Raw genomic sequence first — 23206 nt, forward strand, 5'->3', positions numbered from 1 at the left:
TATAAAAAGAAGAAGGAAAAATCCATGCAGAAGTAATTTCTACAGGTATAGAATTTACTCTTGCAAGGTAGAATTTAAAAATTCATTTAACTTATGGAAAATATTATCTCTTGATTTCAGAACGTATGTTCTATATAATGAGATATAAAGGAGGGGAACGTGAGTTTGGGAAAAGTGATTTTTCATATAGATGTAAATTCTGCCTTTTTGTCCTGGGAAGCGGTATATCGGCTGCATCATTTGGGATGGAAAGGCGATTTAAGAGAACAGGTGTCGGCGGTAGGTGGGGATATGGCGATGCGTCATGGAATTATTTTGGCAAAATCCATTCCAGCAAAGAAATATCGGATACAGACAGGTGAATCAATCTTGGAAGCAAAACAGAAATGTCCAAATCTTATCTTAGTGCCGCCGAATTATGGATTGTATGAGATGTGTTCCAAAGCTTTTATGGGAATTTTGCAAGAGTATTCTCCCGCAGTGGAACAATACTCGATAGATGAGGCGTTTGTAGATATGACTGGAACGGAATTGCTTTGGGGGACACCAGTGGAAGCAGCGGAGAAGATGCGGAGACAGATTAAGGAACAGCTTGGATTTACAGTGAATATCGGTATTTCAGAGAATAAACTGTTAGCTAAGATGGCAAGTGATTTTCAGAAGCCCGACAGAGTGCACACACTATGGAAGTCTGAGTTACAGAAAAAGATGTGGCCATTGCCGGTAAGCGACTTGTTTTTTGTAGGACGGGCAACAACAAAGACACTTTTCAAGTTGGGAATTCGGACCATAGGAGATTTGGCAAAGAGTGATCCGAGTTACTTAAAACAACATTTGAAGAAACATGGGGAAGTTGTCTGGGGGTTTGCAAATGGGATTGATGTGTCTGTAGTCCAGTCTGCCCCGCCTGCCAATAAGGGATACGGCAATTCTACAACGATTCCTTTTGATGTGACAGATGCATCTACAGCAAAATTGGTGCTGTTGGCTTTGGCAGAGACAGTAGGAAGCAGACTTCGTGGAGCAGGAGTCAGGGCAGAAGTGATTGCAGTAGGGATTAAGAATTATGATCTCAGTTATGCCAGTCACCAGATGACGCTTCAGAACGCAACCAATATTACGAAAGAGATTCATCAGTGTGCCTGCCAGTTATTTGACCAGCTCTGGGATGGGACACCCATCCGGCATCTGGGAATCCATACCAGCCGCATCAAGGATCAGGTGAATATGAGGCAATTGGATCTATTTGATACGAATGATTATGAGAAGTTGGAAAAAATGGATGAAACGATAGATCAGATCAGAAAACGGTATGGGAATGATTCGGTAATACGTGCGGCTTTTTTAGGTGGGTGTATTGATCACATGAGTGGTGGCATTTCACGGGAAAAACGGTCTGTGGACTATGAGAAATTAAAGACAGAATAGCGGGAAGGGGGAAGAAACGGTGGCATTTGGAATCGGAATAAATACAGAGCATACAGAGCAGGAGCCTTTATCCGGAACCTATCATGAGGTGGCAGTCCAGTGCTGGTTCACAGCTACCGGAAAATCTTTGCCATTGATGTTGAAGGTAAAAGGGGAGGATGAAGAGATTATCCAGATCAATCATATCCAGGTTCTGACTGTAGAAAAACAGTGGTATGCGGGGATTGTGAACTGGAAGTATAGATGTCAGGCGGTACTTTTGGGAAAACAAATCAATTTTGTGCTCCTCTTTTGTCCGGAGGATTGTGCATGGAAACTGGTTGTATAAGATACCCAGGGATGAAGTAAAATAGGAAAAAGGAGGACAGAAAATGTGCGGAAGATATTATGTGGATGATGAAACTTCACAGGAGATTGAGAAGATTGTAAAGAAACTGGACCAGCGTTTAAAGATAGAGCATGGGCAGGACATCCATCCGTCTGAATCTGCAGTTGTACTTACAAAGGAGTGTAGGGAAGTGGCTGCAAGGCAGATGCAGTGGGGCTTTCCGGGATTCCAGGGAAAGGGACTGCTTATCAATGCAAGGGCAGAGGCGATACTAGACAAGAAGACCTTTCGAGAAAGTGTGCTACATCGAAGATGTGTGATTCCCGCCCGTCACTTTTACGAATGGAGTAAAAACAAAGAAAAATATACTTTTCAAAGTCCAAAGCAGGATGCCACATTATTTATGGCAGGGTGTTATCAAATCTATAATGGCCAAAATCGTTTTGTTATTCTGACTACACAGGCAAATGCTTCCGTAGCACCGGTGCATGAACGGATGCCATTGCTTTTGGAACGACAAGAACTGGAAGATTGGATTATGGAGGATGCAGCGGTAGAAATTATTCTTGCTAAGAAGCCCATACCGTTGAATCGGACAGCAGAATATGAACAACTGAAATTATTTTCGTAAAAAGGGAAACCCACAAAAGTTTCCCTTCTTGACATAATAATTTTTGAATTTAGAATCCATTGTTTATTTGTTCTGTTGTTGCAGGCATAGGAGAACTGGATTTTACATAGAGTAATAGTTTCCCGTTCAGATCCAAATCCTGTTTACTCCATTGCCCATTCTCATAAACCATTTGGGTAATGGTATTGTAGATAATTGGCGTATCCTCTATACGTTCCATATCAACCACAAGGCAATCCTGAAGGGCAATATATGGATATAGAGCATCTTCAATATATGTCCTTAATTTTAATGCCTGCCTGTGCAGTAGTTCCACATCATACAGTTTTGATAAGGTATAGCTCATTTCTTTGAGCATCCCGGATGTTGTAATGGTCTGTTGGATAACAGAAATCTGCTGTTCCAGAGATACATCTGGATTTATCATAAGCTTTGATAATGTAATTTCTTTTACAAAAGCTGTCGCTGTATCACCAATTTGCTTTTTTAGGGTTTCATAAGGAACCCGATACTGTGTTTGTAAAATTTCAAGTGGAACGTATTCCCGGTTTTTCTTTAAAGTGGAGAGCAATTCACAAAGGCTGCTTCCTAGTTCATATATGTTATTCAAGCACACATCACTTCCGATACGGTTTCTGGTATAAGAACCAGATGGTAAATGGTATTTTCTGTTTCAAAAATGACACTGTCCTTAGATACTTCCAAAATCGTTAGGATAGGAGATGTCAGAATAGAGAAACCATTGACCCCAGAAATAATAGCACGTTCTCCAACCCGTAGCGGAGAATGAAACCATCCAGAGAGTGTTGTTATTTGTTTATCTTTCACATGGTGCTTTCGATTTGTCATAGTGTTCACACTCCTTTTGTATCGCCATAGAGAATCTGTTTTTCATGGCTCGTTTTTATGTAACAGGGTAACTCAAACGAAAATATCCTTTCGATACAGGGATATATTCGTCTGGGTGTTCATATAAGGTGGCACGGATACGTTCCTGATAATGCGGATTCTTTTTCGCTTTTGGGTGTTCCTTTAATAAAGCGTACAGGTCTTTTAAAGCCCCTCTTCCTCCAATACTCTCCATTGTCATCCGGATTAGATGATGCCAAGTCAGTGCAAGAATATCTGTATTTTGTACAGAAAACACACCTTCTTGCCGGATGCTGAAGGGGATAATGAAAGAATCCGTTTTTTTCAGCAACAGAGCATATTCTGTCACAATAGGAATAAAAGGCTTCTTGTATGTCCGGTTGTCGGAAACACAGTTGAACTGTCCTTTTACCAGAAAAGATTCAAAGTCGCCCATCCGCATTAAATCATTCTGCATACTATAGAACTTACCACGGAGCCGGATATCGCCTACCAGTATGGCAAGCCTTCCGCCTTTCCGAAGTGCCAGGAAAAATTTCCGGATACAGTGATTTAATTTTTCTAGAAAATCCGAATAGTTTTCACAGCGGGACAGATCATCCGGGTGAGGCTTTCCCCAGATATTTCCGGAATACTGAATCATGTTGTGGTAGGGCGGATGGAAAAAGATGAGATCAGCGGAATCCTCTACTTCATCTTTGAGAGCATTCCAGTTACCTTTTCCATAAGCAGGTGCCGGGTTTAGATCATAGAGAAGGGAGCGTACCTGATAACGGTCTGCCGCCGCCTTTGAAGTCCCGGATCCACTCATGGGATCTAAGAGGGTAAAGGTGCTGGTATCTTTTCCGTAATATCGCTTATCGTCCAGGCAATAGCGTAGAAGCGCTGCTACCACTTCGGGAGAACAGTTGCCACGCCACTGGTTGTTTCCGCCATCCCCTCGTTCTGGGTATGCCATGAAAGAAGTCAGTTCCTTTCCTACACGTTTTCGCAATCCTTCCGTTCCAAGCATGTCAGCGACAGTACGCCATTGGGGACCAAATTCAGCTTCCAATAGTTGTGCTGCCCGTTGCAGCAGTAAGTCATTCATTTTATGTCACCTTCCTTTCATAATTTTGTTGGATGTAGCGGGAAATCGCCGCTGCAGTCATTTTGGCACAGCCTAAATCCATTTCGCTGAAAGGCTGTTGATTTTTTGTACACAGTAAAAGTCCCAACGTTTCACCAAATTCGTCTTTTTTAGAAATAGGGAAAAAGGCTGATATGGGATATTTTCCTGTCATAGTAGGGTATATGCGTTCCTTATCAGAGAATAATTTCATCTTTCCCTGTTGCAGAAGCCTTTGAATACTTTCTGTTACAGGCATATTAAGTGCTGTATGATAATTCTTGGAAGCAATGATTTTGGAATGATTACATAACAGGATCCGGCAAGGGACATTACTATGTAAAATATCCAGGAAACTGTCTAACCGGATATCCATAGGGATATGGGAGTCGCATTTACGAAGACAGATGTTGCGTGTGTCAGCTTCCAGCATCAATACATCGCCTGTATGAAGCTGTAGGGCTTTTCTTACTTTGGCAGGAATAATGATCCGCCCTTGTTGGTCAATATTTAGTGTTGTAGCATAATCCATAGAGATCTCCTTTCCTTTATAAAAAGAAGCAGTCTTTTCGGCTGCTTCTTTGTTGAAATTCTTTAAGCGACATACATACCATTCAGATATTGCTCTTGTGGCTGTCCCTGCATATAGGAAGTCATTTCATCTGGCTGTGGCTGTATATTTTGTGCCATTCTTGCTTCCTGTTGCTTTTTAAGCTGTTGTTTGCCGTTTTGAATCAGGAAGGATGCAACATAGGCTTCCCAATTTACGATATAGGAATCAGCACGTTTTAACAGCATATAAAAATCCATATCTGTCAATTGTATAAAAGCACTTTTTTCAGAGATAAAACTTTGAGCCTGCATATAAGTGCCGCCGTTATGATTCTTTTTCTTGATACCTTTTCCGTTATTAATTTGAATTCTCCATGGACTGGTCAGTATTTCCTGCTGGTTGTTATATACGTGGCGGGAAATAAAAAACTGTTGTGCAGTAGAATAGCCATTGCCATCCGGCACACCAAATATTTTACTTTGTGACCATTCAAATTCAGGAAAGCCAGCGGTAACTCTGGACAGCAGAAATTGAATTTGTTCGGGTGCCAGATGAAAACGGGTGATAATATTTTTATCACCGGTACCACTAGAGTAATCCTGTATGGAGATTCCAATAAGGGAGTGAACTTTATGACCATTTTCTTCAAATTCTCCTTTTGCATGAAGCTGTGCATAGCTGTTATAACTTGTGTAGCGGAGGCGGTCATACAGTGCAATTAATTTTTTACTGGTCTGGACTTTGCATATCTGATCTGTAATTGAGTTTTGATAATTTTCACTCATGTATGTTTTCCTTCTTTCTATTTCAAATATTGTTTTACAAGCTGTGTCATATTTTTGGGTAAATCTTCTAATTTGGTAATATCTAAAAAACCATCCTGATAGATTCTGCGGATGTTTTCTTTGTCATCACCAATTGCTGCAGCAAAGATCACAATGCCACGTTTACGATATTCATTCTTGATACCACGAAGATCTGCTTCTGCTTCCGTACCACTGTACCCACAATCTGCGGGCTGTCCGTCAGAGATTATGATGAGGAGTTTTTGTGATTCCGGACGCTTTGCCAGGTGTTCCGCAACATAACGAAGTGCAGCTCCATCCCGGTTGCCATTACGGGCAGACATATCCATCAGCCGGTAACGGTCAGAGGCATCCAGAGAATCAAATTCAGCATAGGAATACAAAGCAACACCCTTGGAATCTGTAGAATGCCCATAAATGGTAATAGGAATTCCCAGGCTCGTACAGAAATCATACAGCACGATTGCAGTTTTCCGGGCATGGGTAATACGATCTCCCCAGCCCATAGAACCACTTTCATCAACCAAAAGTCCCACGGAAAGTTTTTGTTCTTCATCCGGTAGCCTGGTTCTGGTAAAGATACCGCCGTCCTTTCGGTGTAAAGCCCGCATATCCAGCCTTTTACCAAATAACAGGTTTTTTTGTTTCCCGCCTTCTGCCTCTTCTTTTAATAAAGGAAGAATGGAACTTTGCAGCCTTTTGGAGGTCCGCAAAAGAGGGGGAGCAACTGTTTGATAAGATTTGATAAAAAAGTCGGAAACGGGATTGATGCGGTGGATTGTTACATGGATGCCTGCATGGGCATTTCCGTAATGTATTTCATCCGCCGATTTTTGCAAGTCTTCTGTTAATTCCTGTTCATAATCATTTTGGGCTTTTTCCGTAGCAACATCATTTAGGATGCGTGCAAGATCATTCGCTGCATTTTCATAACCGGAACCGGCATACTGTGATGCGTATGTGATTCCTGGATTATTTCCATCTAATATTGCTGTAGTTTTAGCAAGTTCAATTCTGCCCCCTTCTTCTTGCAGTACTTTTTCTGCCTGGTTAATCGCATCTTGCCTGTAATTTGGATCAAGGTTAGATAAGTCACAGGTTATAGGAGTTTTTGATTTTTCTGTAGGACCTGGAATGTTTTTGGGGATTCCTCCGTTTTTACCAGTTGGAAGAGGAGATCCGCTACCTGATTCTTTCCGCAGCAGATCCTCCAGAGCATCGCCAACTTGGGTACTATCCTGCTTTTTTAAAGATTCTCTGGTTTGCTCTACCATAGGCTGAATGTAGTTCCAGCAAAGTACTAAAAGATAGTTGGAAGCAAGGAAGCGTTCTTTCCCCTGTGTGGCAATTAAGGCATCGTCAATATAATCCATGCAGTCTGAGAGTGTGTCCGTGTATTCTCCGGAATAATTCGTGCGGTTATTTATATTACCAGTCCGGCAATAAGACAAAATCAAATTACTCATGATGGAAAACGGCTGATAGCCACAGTCAATTTGTTCCTGTATAGAAGGAATCAATTCAGACATCCGCAGATTATTGATCTGTATTCCCTGCTTAAAAGTTCCGGGATATTCTTCACACATCCGGGCTTCAATGTAGATGTCCTCCAGTATATTATTAAACTGTGCAGCACAGCGGGATAGCGTCAGACACGTTGCGTTATCTTTTTCTTCCATGGCATCTAAGATGTCCTGCAGATTTGCCTTGTATCCAGAAGGAAGATTGTCTGGTGCTTCTGGATAGAAGGAACCATTTTCCATATTGGTCAGATAAAGCTGTAGTGATGCAAAATCAGAGTAACGCAGATGTCCGATTTCATGTCCGGTCAATCCTGTCAGGCTTTGTGAACGTAGAAATCGGGAAGGAAAGCTTTGGGTTATCGAGTTTGCGGCGTTACAGTGAATTTTATAATTATCTGTATAAGCGATGTCTGCATTTTCAGAACTGTCCCATTCCATAAGTACCTGAAGTCCATAGCGAGAACGGCCAGTAGCCGCTTTCGCCAGAGATGTTTGGTATTTTTGGAAAGCCGATGAAAGAAAGAGTTCTTCATCAGTGATTTTTGACTCCGTATCCCGGATCATTCTTTTTAAAGCTTTTTGAGTGTTATTCAATTTCTTCACCTTTCTTTCTTTTTCATATTTTGGGTTAGGAGATCTTCCATTGTACAGCCGTAATACTGGGCTAACCGAAAGACGGCGTAAGCAGATGGAAGCGTATGCCCATTTTCATAGTTCATAATTGTTTTTTCCGGTAGATGCAGAAGTCTTGCTACGGCTTTCTGAGAGAGTTTCGTCTGCTTGGATTTTCTTAAATAAACGAGATTTTCTGCCAGAGTTTTGCGTAGTTCGGCTTCGGTATAAAAGGTGTTCCTCAATAGTGTGTTATGATGCAAGAACTGTATCCAAGCAAGAACCTTCAATTTCGATACGGCTTTCAGAATCGGCAGTGACGGAAGATAAAATGGTATAATGAGCAGCTTCCTGTATATCGCCACATACCATAAAAGACTGAACCCAGGCAATTAATTCCCGGACTCCACAGCAGCCATCTGTTATCAGGTTATCCTGACAATACTGTGCGATGGAACGTACAATCTGTGTCATGGTACGTACTGATTTTTTATCGGAACATCCGGTAATAGCAAGAACACGCTCTACCATGGTCTCTTCATCCGGTTCATCCATATCTATGACCATATTCATCCTTGAAATGACAGACTGGTTCATGGGACGACAGCCGGCATAGTCATGATTAGTTGTGACTACAATGGTAGTATCCGGATGCCGATGGATGACTTCCCCGTTTGGCAGAAATACACTGTTACAACGGTCCAACAGGGAATTAAGCCCTACCAGTACACCAGGATTGGCAATCACCGTAGGCTCCTGTATTTCTACCAGATAGCCGTTTCGGATGGCTTCAACCAGTGGTGTATCCACATAGCGGAACTGTTGGCTGCTGGAGGTAGCAGCTTGTTTCTGCTTCATTTCCTCAGATATATGATGGATCAATTCTTCATAAACTGTATTTTCTGATACCTTTTCATCATAAGTACCCGTTAATTTTTCATAGGCAGTAGCCGGATCGAGGGTAATGTCTTGAAAAGAGGGCAGTTCCCCTACCAAAGAAAGCTGTTTTTCATCTACATCAGGTAAAATCTGTCCAAGAAGGTCAAAAATTTCTGTATTTGCCGAGCAGGTGATGCATCGGTAAGGCAGGTGAAGTCCTGCAGCAATGGCTTTGGCACCTTCGGTCTTTCCTGTTCCAGCAGGCCCACGGAGCATAAAATTCCGCATAGGCTGCTTGCTGTCAGTTGTTAATTTGGCATGTTCGCATATTCTTTGGATTTCTTTTGGGATTACATACCAATCTTCGAGAATAGGAACGGTTGATTCTTCTTGGGGAGTTAATGTCCGAGAATTGGACAGGATGTATTTATCGACAAAATCTTCTTTGGGAATTGAAACGGCGGAAGCAGTATAGTGATGTCCACCTTTTAATACCTGAAAGGCACCCTGGATAATTTCCGTTGGTGCATAAACACCTTTTTGGATATTCAGTGGTGTAAGTCTTTGGAGTACGCCATTTGCAGGAGTGTCAACTTTGATGTTCCCGATAGGAAGGGAATCACCATAACGGATCCTGCGGTACACATTATCACAAAGAACCGCAGCCGTTTCTGCAGCTTTGGGCAGGTCAGGAAAACCGTCATCACGGTGTTGCTTTAATTCCTGATATTTTTCATTGAATTCGTCATCAGAAAGAAACGTAGGCATTAAAGCAAAATAAAGAGCACTTCCGGAATCTTCATCTTTTTTAAACTGATATGGCTCTGGTTTACTGTCCAGATCCAAAGGTTTTTCATACTTTCCGGCTATAAATTTCCCAGTCATACGGTTGTAGACCACTACATGCAGCAACCCGGTACGGCTTGGATATTCTGCGATTGTAAAATTGTTTGCTTGGCTTCCAATGGCTCCGAGTTCTTCCTCTGCTTTTCCAGCAGGTGGATTTTCCAAATCCATATAAGAAAAAACTGCCTGCAAAGTAGCAGAATGGAGAGTAGCCCGTTTTTTAGGCTGATTACAATATTTGGAAGCGATGTCTTTCATCACTGCACTTTTCCCGGAATAGCTGTCAAATGGAGATGGTAGCGTTCTTTCAAAAGTCCAGTTAGGGACAAAGTTTGTATTTGGCATAGTATTTCCTCCTTTATTCTTTTATCCAGGATAATTCTAGTGCCTGGTCCTTTTCTTTTGCGGTCAATTCATCTTTTTGGAAGATGGAAATGAGAATATCCCAATAGTTTCGTGGCGGGAAATAATCAAAACAATCCTTGATTTCCGCTGTATCACCATTTTGGATGTAAATTTGCCCGTTTTCATTAATATAGAGTTTATGGTGTCCTTTCGCATGGAGCTGTCCGATAAGGTTCTCCAGTTTTTTCTTGCCAATTAAGGAATACCAGGATTCCGGATCAGCAAAAGGAACATCGTCCTCATCGGTAACTGTGACAGTCTTTTTGAGGCTGGCAATGGTCAGCATTTGAAGTTCCAGATATCCGTATTGGTTCATACGTGCTTCCGCAAAGTTGTAGTCCTCCGTATGAAAGGTTCTCAGACGTATGGGATTTCCGCAAAGAAGCTGCTTCATGGATGGCTGCTTTTGGAATTCCCATGTTGCATTTGGAAATGCAGCCTGTAGTTTGTCGGTAATCTGATAGCTGATTTGTCTCCAAAGCAATTCTTCTGTTTCGGAAACTGGCTCAGATGATTTCAAAGAAGACCAAGGGCTTGTTTTGCCCTGGTTTTTGAGTAGGTTTAGAGTCAGTTTATGGATTTTGGGAAGAAGTGTGGAAAGAAATAGCAGCAGGATGCCAAGGATTCCGATACTTGCGACTGCATTACGATTTCCATTTCCTGGTATGAATATAGTTGCAATTAACAAAATTATTGTGAGCATACTTAGAACTTTAAGAAATTTCTTTTGTGTATTCACTTCATTTCCTCCATGTTTGTTTCAATAGAAAAAGGAATTGCAGCAGACCAGTAGATACTGGAAAGTCGCAATTCCTTCATTTTAGGGATCTTTGATAATTTACGGGAATGGAAGCTGCTGTGGTGGTGTATTTTCCGGAATATTGGTAAATCCATCACCAGATACATTGCCAGCCGTAAATCCCTGTGGTGCATAAGCCGATCCCCCTGCCGGAGCATAAGACATCTGTTGTGCGGCCTGTGGCATCATATTGTTATTGACTGGCATTGCGCCAGTAGGCACGGTACCGGAAGGATTCATTCCCATTGCCGGGTTTCCATTATAAGTAGCACCGTTTGCTGGTACTGGTGGAACATTCGGATTTCCGACCATTGGATTCCCCGGTACAGGTGTTGCTGCATTGGTATCATTACGATTCGCAGGTAAGAACTGCCAGTCCTTTACCATAATTTGCGGCGTGATAGCTGCTTGACCTGCATTATTGCCTTTCTGGTGAATATACGGATGGAGTTCTAAATCTCCGTAGACCATAAGACACGTTGATTTTTTGACACCGGCTTTTATCAGTCGATCTGCAAGAAACTTGTTGCAGTAACACTGATAGAAGATGGGTTCTTCCTTTCCGTTTTGACCTCTCTGGTTGGTAGCAAGCCCCAGACTGATGTATTCAGTTCCGGAGTTCTTTGCTTGTTGCATAACCGGATCGGCAGTTACCCTTCCTGTTGCAATGATAATAGATGACATAAAAATTCTCCTTTCTGCCCTTTGGGCGATAAAATAGTGATAAATAAAAAAAGTGCCATTATAGCACCGTATAAAACGGCATTATAATGACACGATTTTCCAACTTAAACTGCATGTGTACTGGAGATAGTATCCAGACACCCTATAAAGGGATAACACAAAACTTAAATACAATATCATAGTAACACAAGATATAGCGAAGGTCAATAATAAAAATACAGTATGTTGTGTTGCACTGAAAGAAAATACATGAGGGGAGACTCCACGAAAATTTGTGTATCTCCCCTGCTTCTTTTATGCCTCTTTTTTATTAGGACAGTTTTTTGTGTCTGTTTTCGGCTTCATAGACCAAAATAGGACATTCATAAGAATTACAATTAGTAATACAGCAGCTAATGCCACCCAGAATCCTATGTTCAGACCAAGCCATTCCGTAGTTCCAAAAAGTGTCATCCAAAGTTCTTTCCAGTTCATTGTTACACCCCCTTAAAGCAATTCGCCAAAGTGACGGACATAAGCCTTTTTCAAGCTTGTTGCCAAAATCATATACAATAAGATACACGGAAGCAGATATGCAAAGTATGCTGCTGGCAGTGCCACAAACCCAAGAAGCTTTCCAAATATCGTAAATGGTATGATGGTCAGAATCGTAATCCCTGTCATCGTAAGGAATGTCACAGGAGCAGATGCCCGGCTCTGGATAAATGGGAGCTTCGGTGTACGGATCATGTGGATCACTAATGTCTGGCTCCACATAGATTCTACAAACCAGCCAGCCTGGAACATTCCGATATACTGTGTCTGCATAGCTGTCAGTTCTGCTCCGCTAAAATGGGCCGGCAGGTCATTGAACAGGATACCCTTGGATACAAAGAACGGGCAGAATACAAAGTACATGAAAATGTAAGTAGTAAAATCAAAGATGGAGCTGGTTGGTCCAATCCAGATCATAAAACTGCCTACACTGGAGGCATCCCATTTTCGTGGTTTGGCAATAAACTCTTCATCTACATTGTCCCATGGGATTGCCGTACAGGACAGGTCGTAGATCAGGTTCAGGAAAATCAAATGTACACTTTCCATTGGCAGGAATGGTAAAAGAGCCGATGCAGCCAGTACGGAAAACATATTTCCAAAATTGGAGGAAGCCGTCATTTTGATGTATTTGATCATGTTGGCATAGGTTTTCCGACCTTCAATGATGCCCTGCTCCAAAACCATCAGATCTTTTTCTAAAAGAATGATGTCTGCCGATTCTTTCGCCACGTCTACCGCTGTATCTACGGAGATTCCGATGTCCGCAGATTTCATGGCAGCAGCATCATTGATTCCATCACCCATAAATCCAACGGTATGACCATTCTCACGAAGAACAGAAACAATACGGGCTTTCTGCTCCGGTGTCAGTTTCGCAAATACATCGGTGGTTTCTGCCGCCCTGGCAAGTTCCGCATCATTCATGTGTTCCAGATCAGAACCCAGGAGCATATTGCGAACCTTCAGTCCGACCTGTTTACAGATGGTTCGGGTTACTTTTTCATTATCACCTGTGAGGATTTTGGTAAGGACCCCATGGTTTTTCAATGCCTGGATAGCATCGGCAGTAGACTCTTTTGGTGGATCTAAAAATGCCAGATAACCAATCAGCACCATATCGCATTCATCTTTAACACCAAAAGCTCCTACTGGAGATGGGTTGCTCTTTTGGGCGATAGCCAAAACACGAAAGCCTTTTTCATTTAATCCATCTACAGTTTTCAAAATCCGGCTCCGCACTTCATCACGCAGAGGTTGTACATGCCCGTCACATTCTGCAAAGCTACAGATCGAAAGCATTTCTTCCACAGCACCTTTTGTTACCATCTGTGTCTTTCCGTTTTTATCCTGTACCACAGTGGATAAACGGCGGCGTTTAAAGTCAAAGGGAATCTCATCCACCTTGACGTAGGTTTCGGACAGGTCAATCAGACGTTTATCTGCCGCTTCCATCTCCTCTGTTTTATGGATAATAGCCAGATCCATGAGATTTTTATATCCTGTCTGAAAATAACTGTTCAGATAGGCATGACGAAGGACTCTGGTATCATCTTCTCCATTTACATTGAGATGATATTCCAATACCACCTTATCCTGTGTCAGTGTCCCTGTCTTGTCTGTGCAGAGGATATCCATAGCACCAAAATTCTGAATGGAATTGAGGTTTTTTACAATCGTTTGTTTTTTACTCATGGAAACAGCGCCTTTTGCAAGACAGGTGGTTACAATCATCGGAAGCATTTCCGGTGTGAGTCCTACTGCAATGGAAATCCCAAATAGGAAAGCCTCCAGCCAATCCCCCTTTGTAATGCCATTCACAAAGAATACCAGTGGAACCATAACCAGCATAAAACGGATCAGTACCCATGACACAGCATTGACACCTTTTGTAAAACTGGTTTCCACAGCTTCTCCGGCAACAGCAGCGGCCATAGAGCCAAACAGTGTATGATCTCCGACACAGATAACGACAGCCGTTGCACTTCCGGAGATTACATTACTGCCCATAAATGCAATATTGGTGTAATCCGTTACACTGTCCTTATGTGGGCTTACATGAGGGAGCTTTTCAACCGGCTCACTTTCTCCGGTAAGGCTTGCCTGGCTGACAAATAGATCTTTTGCATCCAGGATACGGACATCTGCCGGAATCATGTCCCCAGCAGATAAATGGACAATATCACCTACCACCAGGTCATCCATGGGTATCTCTGTTTTTTCCTGTCCTATGCGGGTGACGGTACAGGTGGTTGTGATCATTGCAAGCAGCTTTTCCGCCGCATTTCCGCTGCGGGATTCCTGCACAAAGCGAAGGGTACCGGAAATAAATACCATAGTTAAAATGATAACGACTGTCAAAAAATCAAAGTCCTCTGGTACGCTTCCAAAGAGTGAAAAATACGGGAAAATCATATCCGTAATCGTGGAAACAAAAGCAAGGCAAAATAAAATAGCAGTAAAAGGGTTGATAAATGCACCCGCCACACGTTTTGCTAGGGATTTCTTTTTTTCGTGGGTGACTTTGTTCGTACCGTATTTGGAACGGTTTACGGATACGGTATCTGCTTCTAACCCCCTAAGTGTGGTATGAAAGATTTTTAAAACCTCTTTTACCGGGTTGGTTGCTGCAGATTGGATGCGACGGTTCTGTTCGTCACGGATGACTGCCTTTTCTACAGTCTGGCGAACAGCCATACGATTTTCTTTTTTGTTCATTGGTCTTACCTCCTTGAATTTTTGTAGGGGCAAGGAAGATTCTATGAGGGACACGGAATCTGTGGACACTCATACAATATTCTCTGCCTTCGTGGACTGCCTTCAGAGTCCATGTCTTTCACCTCACAATCTTTAAAAGCTATCTATGTAAAACCGCAATGGGAATTACGGTCTGCGGTATCGGTTGCTTTTTTCGATATACCAGACATCTAAGCCGGCAAGTATCATCCATACAATCATTGCAGATACAAACCAGTGGTTTGAAAATAAGGGCAAAAATCCTTTTACCAGAAAGATGACACCGTTTAAGGTAATGATTCCTCCGATATTACGGCAAAGAGGGACAATTCGAAGTTTATCCTTCTCTTTTTGCGGCATATTTTTCCATAGGGAAAGATGGAGGTAGCCCTTTCCAAAGGCAAACCAAAGACCGGCAAAGGTAAATAGGAATCCAAAAAAAATGCAGGTAAAGTTCATTGTCTGATCCTCCTTTTAGTGATAGAAGCGGTTGCTTCGTTTTGTCAGTTTCAAAAGTTTGGTGATAAGTACAATCATAGTGGTAGCAAGAATAACCCAGACCATAGCGCTTACCTGATACCAAAACTGAAAGATAATCATTCTATATCCAGAGAAATGCCAGCCCAGATAACCGCATAGGATTGTAAATATGGGGTAGGGAGCAAAAAGGATTGCCCCTTTCAAATCTTTTCGTTTTCTCTTCAATTGCAACACCTCCCAATTGGCATGAATCATTACCTTATTTCTGGATACGTTTCTTTGACCACGAAAAGTATATAAAAAACAGCCGAGGAATCCTATGTCTAAAGTCTTGCGATTTTCATGCGATTTGGCAAGAAAATAGACGGGCTGAAACTAAAATGGTCTCAGTCCGCCTTTCTTATAACTCATCATTAAATTTATAACCAATCCCCCAGATGGTTAAAATGTATGTGGGAGAATCCGGGGCAGGTTCAATCTTTTTTCGCAGTTTCCGGATAAAAGCCATGATGTTGCTGTTATCCAGAAGATAATCCTCCTCCCATACTGCACGGTAAATCTGTTCTTTTGTAAATACTTCTCCACGATTCTTAGCCAGAAAATACAAAATATCGAATTCCTTTGGTGTCAGGCTGATTTCAGAACCTTTCATCAGGACTTTCCGGCTCCTTGGATGAATTTCCAGATCACCGATCAGAAGTTCATCCGAGTGTACACCAATGGCCACCTCTTTATCTTCTAAGGCTCCTAATAACAGCGAGGATACTTCTCCGCTTATCATATCCTGAATACCGGAAAGAAGCTCTTTTGTATAAGCACTTTCCGGCGGTTCCCTTAATAATTTTTCCAAGAGCCAGATTTCAAGGGTATGATCCATGGGAATATAACTGATATTCTTTTTCATCATGAACGCCTCCTTTAAATCAACTCTTGATATTTATTCTTATAAAAATATTTGGTTACGGAACTTAGCAGCATATAGAAAAATGCCACAAGTAGCAAAAAGGCAAAATACCAAAGCGGTAATTTTGTCAGTCCAAACAGTGATGCCCCACTGGTAGACGTAAGGGCTGTAAAAGCAAGAATCCCCACCAAAGTGATAGAGATGACCGGTGCAGATGCCCTGCTTTGGAGAAACGGGATTTTGGCAGTACGCAGGAAATGCAGGATCAAAACCTGTGTCCACATGGACTCTAAAAACCAGCCTGTCTGGAATAAAGCAGCGTACTGAAGTTTTAGGGAAGGATCGGTAAGCTGCAGGTAAGTTGTCCCTCCGCATAGAGCAGGGCATAGGAAATAATATAAAAACAGGAAAGTCACAATATCAAACAGGGAACTGATCGGTCCGAAAGAAAGCATAAACTGCTTCAGTGTCTTGCCGGACCAGTCTCTTGGGGACAGTATTTCTTCCTCATCTACATTGTCCCAGGGAAGTACGATACACAGCGTATCATATAACAGATTCAGAAGAAGGATCTGGATGGAGGTCATAGGAAGAAACGGTAAAAATGCACTGGCACAAATGATGGAAAAAATATTTCCAAAGTTGGAACTTGCAGTGATTTTAATATACTTCAGCATATTGGTAAAAGTCTTTCGCCCTTCCAGGACACCCTGCTCCAATACATTTAAGTCTTTTTGCAGCAGTACAACATCAGCAGCATCTTTGGCGGCGTCCACTGCTGTATCTACAGAAATCCCCACATTTGCCTCATTCAGTGCCGGGATGTCGTTGACCCCATCCCCAAGAAATCCAACGGTATGACCATTATCTTTGAGTGCAGAAACCAGACGCACTTTCTGACCGGGAGTAAGCTCTGCAAAAACATGGGTTTCTTCTACCACCTTTTTTAGTTCACAGTCTGTCATTTCATCCAGTTGGGTGCCAGTCAGGATATGTTCCGCAGAGATTCCAACCCGGCGGCAGACGGAGAGTGCAATGGCTGCCTGGTCTCCGGTCAGGATCTTCGGGATTACTTTTAATCTCTTCAGTGCTGTTACAGATTCGCCTGCAGTCTGTTTTGGAGCATCAAAGAAAGACAGATAGCCAACCAAAGTCATATCCTTTTCATCGTCAGGTGTGATTTCTCTTAGTGTTCCCACATTTTTCCGAGCCACAGCAATAACCTTCATCCCATCCTGCAGCATTTCCCCTACCACAGAAAATACGCTTTGTCTGGCATCTTTCTCCATAGGAAGTCGTGTTCCTCGATATTCTACATGACTGCATCGGGAAAGGATGTGTGCAATATCCCCTTTCATAATCAGATGGCTGTTTCCGGTATTGTCCTGCACAAGGGTACTGACAAACTTACGGGTATAGTCAAAGGGGATTTCATCTGCCTTCTGATATTCTGTCAGAAGCTTGGCATAATGGATTTCCCTGCCTGGCATGGATTTACAGGCAAGAATGGCATTGTCAATGGGATTGCAGACGCCGGAATGATAGGAACTGTTCAGATAAGCCAGATCCAGGACTTCTGTATTTTCATTGCCCAGGATATCCATATAATATTCCAGCAGGATACTTTCATTGGTCAGTGTTCCTGTTTTATCCATACAAAGCACATCCATGCTTCCAAAGCTCTGCATGGCGTTCAGATCTTTGATGATGGTCTGTTTTTTACCCATGGCAAGGCTTCCTTTTGCAAGGCAGGCGGTGATGACCATGGGGAGCATTTCCGGCATCAGCCCTACCGCTACAGACAGTGCGAATGCAAAGGATTCCAGCCACTTTCCACCTGTGATTCCCAATATAAGAAATACAATGGGAACCAGAACTGCCATAAACCGGATCATGACCCAGGCAATGGAATTGGCTCCTTTTTGAAAAGCATTTTTATCTTCGGAATCCGGTTTGGTAAATCCTCCGTACAGCGTATCCGTTCCTACGGCCAGCACGATGCCTTCTCCTTTTCCACTGATAACTGTGGTCGCCATAAACGCAAGATTTTCCAATTGTGTTATGGGTTCCTGCTCTTTGTAACAAAGTGTACGGCAGCTCTTTTCCAAAATGGCGCTTTCACCAATGATAGCGGCCTGGGAAATAAATAGATCGGTTACCTTTGTCAGTCGGATGTCCGCTGGAACACGATCACCAGCAGAAAACAGAACTAGATCGCCTACCACTAATTCTTCACCGGGGATTTCCCGTAGTTCCCCATTCCGTCTTACAGTAACCTTTTCGTGAATCAAACGGTCAAGCTGTGCGGCGGTGCTTTTCGCCCGCAGTTCCTGAATTAAACGGATGATACCGCTGATTACGATCATGGAAAAAATGATAAGGGCAGTAGTAGCGTTCCGTGTAAAATTAGAGGCCATAAAAACATCCGTAACGAGAGAAACAATACCTAAAATAAATAGAATCACATGAAATGGATTAATAAATGCTCGCCGCAGTCGCTGGATGGTGGTATCTGTTTTACGTTCCTGAAAACTGTTTTTACCATATCTTTCCCGCATTGCATCCACCTGTTCTTTGGATAGCCCAAGGGCAGATGTACCAAGATCCCGGCAGATTTCTGGCGGCTTACAGTAAGCGTATTTTTTGATACGGCTGTCAAATAGTGTTGCTTTCGACAAAAATAGGTTCCTCCTTTCTCAGTATGAGTAAGAACATTTTAACATAGAGTTGTGAAAATAACAGATTTATATTCTTGCTTTTTTCTTGCGATTCAATGGAGGGATTTATTCTAAACGCTACGACCTTTTCAGAACAGGTAAAATGTGGTAGAATGAGGAAAAATTATTAGGAGGATGCATTATGGCAAGACGAAAAAAACTGGAAAACACATCTTTGGAAGAGCAACTGGAGTATGTGGAACAGGAGATTCGTACAAAAGAGTCCGATTTGAGGGAACTGCGTCATAAAGCAAAAGAGCTTCAAAAAGAGATAGAAGAGAAGCAGAAAGATGAATTGTTTAAGGCTTTGATAGCATCTGGGAAAACCATTGATGAAGTTATGAGATATTTGAAAACAGATAAAGAGATAATTAAGGTATAAATTTTTATCCATGACTCACCAACTTGAAAAGAAGGAACACTTATGGTAGTATGAACATATAAAGATAGTGAAGAAAGCAGGTGATAGGTTTGACTGTAACGGAAGAGATAGATCGAAAACACCAAGAAGATTTGCAGCGACTTAGAGGTTTTCGCTTGCTGGATGATGACTTTTTTACAAAATGTTTTGAGGGCGATACAGAATGTATTGAATTGATATTGCAGATTGTATTGGATAAGCAAGATCTAAAGGTTGTAGATGTCCGTACACAGGTATTTGTGGAGAATTTATTGAACCGTTCTGTAAGGTTGGATGTATTAGCAACGAATAGTGTTGGACATAAATTTAATATAGAAATTCAACGTGCTGACAAAGGGGCAGGAAGAAAAAGGGCACGTTACAACAGTAGTATGATGGATGCAAATCTCCTTGAAAAGGGTGAGAATTTTGAGGTTCTTCCTGAGACATTTGTGGTTTTTATTACAGAGAATGATGTTATAGGGAAAGGCCAACCGTTATATCGTATTGAGCGTTGTTTTTTAGAAACGGGAGAAAGCTTTGATGATGGTTCGCATATTTTATATGTAAATGGTGCATATCGTGATGAATCACCTATCGGAAGATTAATGCATGATTTTTCTTGTACAAATCCATCAGATATGTATTATGGTGTTTTGGCAGATCGAGTAAGGTTTTTCAAAGAAAGTAAGGAGGGAATTGCAGTTATGTGTAAAGTAATGGAAGATATGAGAAAAGATTCTTTAAAAGAAGTAGCACTTCGTATGCTGGCAGCTGGGAAATATGCTTTAGAAGAAATTGCAAACATTTCCGGCCTTTCTCTTGAAGAAGTAAAAAAACTAAAAGAAAAACGAACAGTGTAAAAGTGTGAGTAGATAAAAAGTATAATAGAAGCGGATATGTGAAAATAGCATATCCGCTTCTGATATATTTAGAAAAAACTTAAGGGTTCTTCGAGGAAATATTTTTGTTTAGGGAGGATAATTCCTCATACGCAAGTAAATCCGGAGTAACCTTTTCTTCACCCGAAAGGTTTGCTACGTTCCGGAAATATAGGCGATAATAATGTCCAGATAAAAGGCGGATATTTTTATCGAATGTAAAGTGATATTCTTTCTGGTCAGTGGACCGGAAAATAATTTTCTGTTTCTTGGTAAGTGGGCTGACTTCACGTTTTGTACAGGTTCCAGTTAATTCGGTATAGTCATGCATCTTGATGGTATGTAGCAGACTCACAATTCGTATGGCAGTTCCAACACCGATGCAAAGACTCATGAGGAGAAATATCTGGTCGTGCGTTACAAATCCGTAAATACATCCAAATAAGACACAGAAAAAGCCGATTGCCCCATGGACAATCAGCTTATTAAGAAATGGTTTTGGCATAATTTGCTCCTTCCTATAATTTTTCAAATGCAATCTGTTTATTGAGGTACAAATTACTGATGGCTTCCAGTATAGGATAACCGGCATGGGTGAATTGGATATCCTGTGCCAGGGTACGGAATGTTGCATCCGAGGTTTCATAAAGCTGCGTCAAAAGTTGCGCTGTATTTTGTGGATGGATGCCCTGTTCTACACAGGTTACAAGCTCTGCCGTAGAAATCTGTACTTTTTTTGCTATTTGGAGTACCGTGTCCTCTATAGCAGTCCGTGCCGGCTTTTTTAGATAATGGAGCAGTTCTTTTGTGTGCAGTTTTTTCTTCATGCAGAGATAGATGCAGGTAAAGAGCCGTACTGAAAAACTGTCCTGCAATGGGCTGATATAAAGTTCTCCTAAGAGGCGGTACAGGGCATCCACACCAGTTAAACCATCCCCTTTTACAATTAGTCCCCGAAGTTGCAGGCGATTCAGGTAAGGTTCAATGGGGATATTTTCCGAACGGTGATGTTTTTTCAAACGTTCCGAAAAGGCAGACTGCAATTCATGGATCTGTCGGATTTGAAATGCGAGGCTGCTCCACAGAAAGAATTCTTCTTCTGTCAGTCCGTATTCCTGCTGGTTATTGATAACTGTCGGTGTTTTATGTTCCTTTATGGAATCCTGGAATCGTAGGATTCCGACTGCAGTATAAAGTGTCAGCATAATCGTTCTCCCTTCAAGATAAAAGAGTATATAATTTGGTATCCTGCTGTAAGTATTTCCGGGCTTTGCTTTGCCATGCCCGGACATGATTCATTGGGACACCATAATGTTTGGAAATTTCTTGGTTGGTATATCCTTTTTGCTGCAGGAGCAGGGCATGTATTCCTTTTCTGAGTGTATTGCAGCTTCCCGCTTCTAAGGACTGCAGGTGCTTATAAATGGGTTCCTGGTTCATACATTGTTCCTGCCATAGTTCGTTTTTTTGGTCTACAAGCAGGGGTTCCATGTCAAATTCGGAAGATGCATACATGGAACAGGTGTATTTTCGTTCTTTTTGCAGTTTTCTCCAATAACTGTAAATGGCATTTCGTATGGCAACTCTGGCGTAAACTGCAAAGGGACGGGTGTTGTCATAGTTCATGGCGGCTTTGCATAAAGCTAAGTTTCCGGCTTGCATAAGGTCTTGCTGCTCATCGTATGAGACATAAGCACAACGGGTAGTCAATTTTTTTACCATTTCAGGTACCAAATATAAGTACTCCTCTGTCAATCGGCGTTCATCATCTGTCATCGGGATAATCATGCATATCCCCCCTTTCAACCAATGGCCCTGAGAGGGATATGGTTATTCTCCAGAATCTTCATGGATTCCAGAATTAGTTGATCACACATATAAGTGCTAAATTCTCCGATGTGTGCTTCCTTGGCAGTCAGACAGAATTTATCAGCAATCCAGCGATAAGCCTCCGATTTCGTAAAGATGTGGTTTAGCCATATCTGGTCAAACACCCGGTGTGCTTGGATCCTTTTTTGCCGAAGTTCTTTGTTTGCCAGTTTTCCTTTGGCATTGGTAGTGCCAGGATGAACTCCTACATAAGAATTACACTGTGGGAAGTGACTGCACACATAGAGTTTTCCATCTTTCGCTTTATTTCCATATACATAGGACGCATCCCTTAAAATTGCGATGCTGCCGCAGTATGGGCAGCGGATTTGTTTCTGTTTCATAAAGATTCACCTCGCTTACGTGTTTTATACGTATATTGTAAGAAAGCAGGTGATGAATTCCCATAGGATGGGCATAGAAACTACTCCCAGATTCGGACTAAATGGCACAAAATGGCAGAAAATCTAAGAATAGAACAGTGCCTTGATAAGCGGAAAGAAACCGCTGTCTGCAAAACGTGGATAATTTACTGGTGTAAAGATGAACCCTGCACAGAAAATCCGGATGACATAAACAGAAATCAGAGCTATACATAGCCGATACAGATTTCTGGTGCGTCTGCTCCAGGGCTTTCTAGGACGAAACTTCAGGTACAGGATTAAAAGTGCAGGAATAAAAATAAAGTTCGTAAATATTGTATCGATTCCTTGAATCATAGCAGTGAAATTCAACATAAAATCGCCTCCTTTCTTATCCTGTACGCAGAAAGTGCCAAAAGTGCAACCTTTTACCAGTGATAATGGGATGCTTCCTGATGCCGCAGTAAAGCAAAACAAGGACATGGCTTATCGGTCAATGCTTCTTTTGCAAAGTAGAGTCCATATAAGGACTGAAACTGTTCCAGTGTTATGGCGGACAGACATTCCGTTGGTTCCGGTATGCGGGAGAAGAGCATACGGGCATCTGCCATGGGCAGGACACAAGGACTGCCGTTTTCATCTGGATGATATAAGAAGTGTGGGCCATTACAATAACCTGGGGTTTTACAGGAAACGCAGCGAACATAAATACAGGAATGCCAATTTCCATCACAAATATCTAAAAAATGCCGGATGTGTTTGGCATCGGCATTACAACGAGATTGTTCCATATTCATCACCTTTATAACAGGCAGCCGTAATAAGCTGCCTGTGAGCATATCTATTGATAG

General features: G+C 42.0%; 26 protein-coding genes. 5 read left to right on the forward strand and 21 right to left on the reverse strand.

All coding sequences use genetic code 11. From position 1 onward, the window contains the following. Positions 1-159 precede the first annotated feature (159 nt). From BLP57_RS14620 to BLP57_RS14630, 3 genes are read left to right on the forward strand one after another with little or no spacing between them, the layout of a single operon-like run. Positions 160-1428, forward strand: coding sequence for a Y-family DNA polymerase (locus BLP57_RS14620; RefSeq protein WP_092072762.1), 1269 nt, complete (start codon positions 160-162; stop codon positions 1426-1428). 19 nt (positions 1429-1447) lie between these two features. Then, positions 1448-1756, forward strand: a complete 309-nt coding sequence (locus BLP57_RS14625) for a hypothetical protein (protein ID WP_004223751.1) — start codon at positions 1448-1450, stop codon at positions 1754-1756. A gap of 43 nt (positions 1757-1799) precedes the next feature. Beyond that, positions 1800-2387 (forward strand): SOS response-associated peptidase, encoded by a 588-nt coding sequence (locus tag BLP57_RS14630; protein ID WP_092072765.1) that lies wholly within the window; start codon positions 1800-1802, stop codon positions 2385-2387. Between the two features lie 49 nt (positions 2388-2436). Here the strand turns inward: BLP57_RS14630 and BLP57_RS14635 are convergent, their stop codons facing one another. The 16 genes from BLP57_RS14635 to mgtA (BLP57_RS14710) all read right to left on the reverse strand — a co-directional run bounded on the left by BLP57_RS14635 (position 2437) and on the right by mgtA (BLP57_RS14710) (position 18804). After that, on the reverse strand, positions 2437-2997 hold the full coding sequence (locus BLP57_RS14635; RefSeq protein ID WP_092072769.1) for a hypothetical protein: 561 nt from the start codon (positions 2995-2997) through the stop codon (positions 2437-2439). Further along, the gene (locus BLP57_RS14640) at positions 2994-3236 is read right to left on the reverse strand and encodes a hypothetical protein (protein WP_004223743.1); all 243 of its coding nucleotides are present in this window, start codon (positions 3234-3236) and stop codon (positions 2994-2996) included. Before BLP57_RS14640 ends, BLP57_RS14635 begins: the two co-directional genes overlap by 4 nt. A 55-nt stretch (positions 3237-3291) precedes the next feature. After that, positions 3292-4347 (reverse strand): SAM-dependent methyltransferase, encoded by a 1056-nt coding sequence (locus BLP57_RS14645; RefSeq protein WP_092072772.1) that lies wholly within the window; start codon positions 4345-4347, stop codon positions 3292-3294. A gap of 1 nt (position 4348) precedes the next feature. After that, positions 4349-4897: an AbrB/MazE/SpoVT family DNA-binding domain-containing protein gene (locus BLP57_RS14650; RefSeq protein ID WP_092072775.1), complete on the reverse strand. Its 549-nt coding sequence runs from the start codon at positions 4895-4897 to the stop codon at positions 4349-4351. Between the two features lie 62 nt (positions 4898-4959). Further along, positions 4960-5703: a hypothetical protein gene (locus BLP57_RS14655; RefSeq protein ID WP_004223740.1), complete on the reverse strand. Its 744-nt coding sequence runs from the start codon at positions 5701-5703 to the stop codon at positions 4960-4962. Positions 5704-5720: 17 nt separating this feature from the next. Continuing rightward, complete coding sequence (locus BLP57_RS14660; protein WP_092072779.1) at positions 5721-7850, reverse strand: vWA domain-containing protein; 2130 nt, start codon at positions 7848-7850, stop codon at positions 5721-5723. Continuing rightward, complete coding sequence (locus tag BLP57_RS14665) at positions 7847-8224, reverse strand: helix-turn-helix domain-containing protein (protein WP_225084396.1); 378 nt, start codon at positions 8222-8224, stop codon at positions 7847-7849. Before BLP57_RS14665 ends, BLP57_RS14660 begins: the two co-directional genes overlap by 4 nt. Beyond that, a complete protein-coding gene (locus tag BLP57_RS14670) occupies positions 8112-9929 on the reverse strand; it encodes an AAA family ATPase (RefSeq protein ID WP_059085281.1) in 1818 nt (605 codons plus the stop codon). Before BLP57_RS14670 ends, BLP57_RS14665 begins: the two co-directional genes overlap by 113 nt. Positions 9930-9942: 13 nt before the next feature. Beyond that, on the reverse strand, positions 9943-10692 hold the full coding sequence (locus tag BLP57_RS14675; RefSeq protein WP_179960943.1) for a hypothetical protein: 750 nt from the start codon (positions 10690-10692) through the stop codon (positions 9943-9945). Between the two features lie 135 nt (positions 10693-10827). Next, positions 10828-11472 (reverse strand): single-stranded DNA-binding protein, encoded by a 645-nt coding sequence (locus BLP57_RS14680; RefSeq protein WP_059085283.1) that lies wholly within the window; start codon positions 11470-11472, stop codon positions 10828-10830. 294 nt (positions 11473-11766) lie between these two features. Continuing rightward, positions 11767-11946 carry a hypothetical protein gene (locus BLP57_RS14685; RefSeq protein ID WP_092072782.1) on the reverse strand — a complete coding sequence of 60 codons (180 nt, stop codon included), beginning with the start codon at positions 11944-11946 and terminating at the stop codon, positions 11767-11769. Positions 11947-11958: 12 nt separating this feature from the next. Beyond that, the gene (gene mgtA, locus BLP57_RS14690; protein ID WP_092072786.1) at positions 11959-14724 is read right to left on the reverse strand and encodes a magnesium-translocating P-type ATPase; all 2766 of its coding nucleotides are present in this window, start codon (positions 14722-14724) and stop codon (positions 11959-11961) included. A 165-nt stretch (positions 14725-14889) separates the two neighbouring features. After that, the gene (locus BLP57_RS14695; RefSeq protein ID WP_092072789.1) at positions 14890-15201 is read right to left on the reverse strand and encodes a DUF3784 domain-containing protein; all 312 of its coding nucleotides are present in this window, start codon (positions 15199-15201) and stop codon (positions 14890-14892) included. A gap of 15 nt (positions 15202-15216) precedes the next feature. Beyond that, a complete protein-coding gene (locus tag BLP57_RS18470) occupies positions 15217-15342 on the reverse strand; it encodes a hypothetical protein (protein ID WP_255363789.1) in 126 nt (41 codons plus the stop codon). Positions 15343-15622: 280 nt separating this feature from the next. Continuing rightward, complete coding sequence (locus BLP57_RS14705; RefSeq protein ID WP_092072792.1) at positions 15623-16126, reverse strand: winged helix-turn-helix domain-containing protein; 504 nt, start codon at positions 16124-16126, stop codon at positions 15623-15625. A gap of 14 nt (positions 16127-16140) precedes the next feature. Beyond that, positions 16141-18804 (reverse strand): magnesium-translocating P-type ATPase, encoded by a 2664-nt coding sequence (mgtA, locus tag BLP57_RS14710; RefSeq protein ID WP_092072795.1) that lies wholly within the window; start codon positions 18802-18804, stop codon positions 16141-16143. Positions 18805-18985: 181 nt separating this feature from the next. On the opposite strand from mgtA (BLP57_RS14710), the gene BLP57_RS14715 reads away from it, so the two are divergent. Together BLP57_RS14715 and BLP57_RS14720 are read left to right on the forward strand one after the other, a co-directional pair. Beyond that, entirely contained in the window at positions 18986-19225 is a 240-nt protein-coding gene (locus tag BLP57_RS14715) for a flagellar export protein FliJ (protein WP_092072798.1), read from the forward strand. 89 nt (positions 19226-19314) lie between these two features. Further along, positions 19315-20106 (forward strand): Rpn family recombination-promoting nuclease/putative transposase, encoded by a 792-nt coding sequence (locus tag BLP57_RS14720; RefSeq protein WP_092072801.1) that lies wholly within the window; start codon positions 19315-19317, stop codon positions 20104-20106. A 79-nt stretch (positions 20107-20185) separates the two neighbouring features. On the opposite strand, the gene BLP57_RS14725 is transcribed toward BLP57_RS14720, so the two are convergent. The 5 genes from BLP57_RS14725 to BLP57_RS14750 all read right to left on the reverse strand — a co-directional run bounded on the left by BLP57_RS14725 (position 20186) and on the right by BLP57_RS14750 (position 23194). Beyond that, positions 20186-20629 (reverse strand): hypothetical protein, encoded by a 444-nt coding sequence (locus BLP57_RS14725; protein ID WP_092072803.1) that lies wholly within the window; start codon positions 20627-20629, stop codon positions 20186-20188. 13 nt (positions 20630-20642) lie between these two features. Then, positions 20643-21143: a cell division protein gene (locus tag BLP57_RS14730; RefSeq protein WP_242872644.1), complete on the reverse strand. Its 501-nt coding sequence runs from the start codon at positions 21141-21143 to the stop codon at positions 20643-20645. A 199-nt stretch (positions 21144-21342) separates the two neighbouring features. Beyond that, on the reverse strand, positions 21343-21912 hold the full coding sequence (locus BLP57_RS14735; protein WP_092072806.1) for a sigma-70 family RNA polymerase sigma factor: 570 nt from the start codon (positions 21910-21912) through the stop codon (positions 21343-21345). 14 nt (positions 21913-21926) lie between these two features. After that, positions 21927-22337 carry a zinc-finger-containing protein gene (locus BLP57_RS14740; protein WP_004223692.1) on the reverse strand — a complete coding sequence of 137 codons (411 nt, stop codon included), beginning with the start codon at positions 22335-22337 and terminating at the stop codon, positions 21927-21929. Between the two features lie 446 nt (positions 22338-22783). Continuing rightward, the gene (locus BLP57_RS14750) at positions 22784-23194 is read right to left on the reverse strand and encodes a hypothetical protein (protein ID WP_092072809.1); all 411 of its coding nucleotides are present in this window, start codon (positions 23192-23194) and stop codon (positions 22784-22786) included. Positions 23195-23206: the final 12 nt, after the last annotated feature.

The sequence above is a fragment of the Blautia sp. SF-50 genome (assembly GCF_900101315.1).
Taxonomy (GTDB): Bacteria; Bacillota; Clostridia; order Lachnospirales; family Lachnospiraceae; genus Blautia_A; species Blautia_A fusiformis.

Bases quoted from the DNA above. Each gene is read 5' to 3' on its own strand.
- BLP57_RS14640 (WP_004223743.1), bottom strand. From the start codon at position 3,236: ATGACAAATCGAAAGCACCATGTGAAAGATAAACAAATAACAACACTC.
- BLP57_RS14735 (WP_092072806.1), bottom strand. From the start codon at position 21,912: ATGATTATCCCGATGACAGATGATGAACGCCGATTGACAGAGGAGTAC.
- BLP57_RS14740 (WP_004223692.1), bottom strand. From the start codon at position 22,337: ATGAAACAGAAACAAATCCGCTGCCCATACTGCGGCAGCATCGCAATT.
- BLP57_RS14675 (WP_179960943.1), bottom strand. From the start codon at position 10,692: ATGCTCACAATAATTTTGTTAATTGCAACTATATTCATACCAGGAAAT.
- BLP57_RS14670 (WP_059085281.1), bottom strand. From the start codon at position 9,929: ATGCCAAATACAAACTTTGTCCCTAACTGGACTTTTGAAAGAACGCTA.
- BLP57_RS14645 (WP_092072772.1), bottom strand. From the start codon at position 4,347: ATGAATGACTTACTGCTGCAACGGGCAGCACAACTATTGGAAGCTGAA.
- BLP57_RS18470 (WP_255363789.1), bottom strand. From the start codon at position 15,342: ATGATTATCTTTCAGTTTTGGTATCAGGTAAGCGCTATGGTCTGGGTT.
- BLP57_RS14650 (WP_092072775.1), bottom strand. From the start codon at position 4,897: ATGGATTATGCTACAACACTAAATATTGACCAACAAGGGCGGATCATT.
- BLP57_RS14715 (WP_092072798.1), top strand. From the start codon at position 18,986: ATGGCAAGACGAAAAAAACTGGAAAACACATCTTTGGAAGAGCAACTG.
- BLP57_RS14695 (WP_092072789.1), bottom strand. From the start codon at position 15,201: ATGAACTTTACCTGCATTTTTTTTGGATTCCTATTTACCTTTGCCGGT.
- BLP57_RS14685 (WP_092072782.1), bottom strand. From the start codon at position 11,946: ATGAACTGGAAAGAACTTTGGATGACACTTTTTGGAACTACGGAATGG.
- BLP57_RS14705 (WP_092072792.1), bottom strand. From the start codon at position 16,126: ATGAAAAAGAATATCAGTTATATTCCCATGGATCATACCCTTGAAATC.
- mgtA (WP_092072786.1), bottom strand. From the start codon at position 14,724: ATGAACAAAAAAGAAAATCGTATGGCTGTTCGCCAGACTGTAGAAAAG.
- BLP57_RS14725 (WP_092072803.1), bottom strand. From the start codon at position 20,629: ATGCCAAAACCATTTCTTAATAAGCTGATTGTCCATGGGGCAATCGGC.
- BLP57_RS14750 (WP_092072809.1), bottom strand. From the start codon at position 23,194: ATGCTCACAGGCAGCTTATTACGGCTGCCTGTTATAAAGGTGATGAAT.
- BLP57_RS14630 (WP_092072765.1), top strand. From the start codon at position 1,800: ATGTGCGGAAGATATTATGTGGATGATGAAACTTCACAGGAGATTGAG.
- BLP57_RS14655 (WP_004223740.1), bottom strand. From the start codon at position 5,703: ATGAGTGAAAATTATCAAAACTCAATTACAGATCAGATATGCAAAGTC.
- BLP57_RS14680 (WP_059085283.1), bottom strand. From the start codon at position 11,472: ATGTCATCTATTATCATTGCAACAGGAAGGGTAACTGCCGATCCGGTT.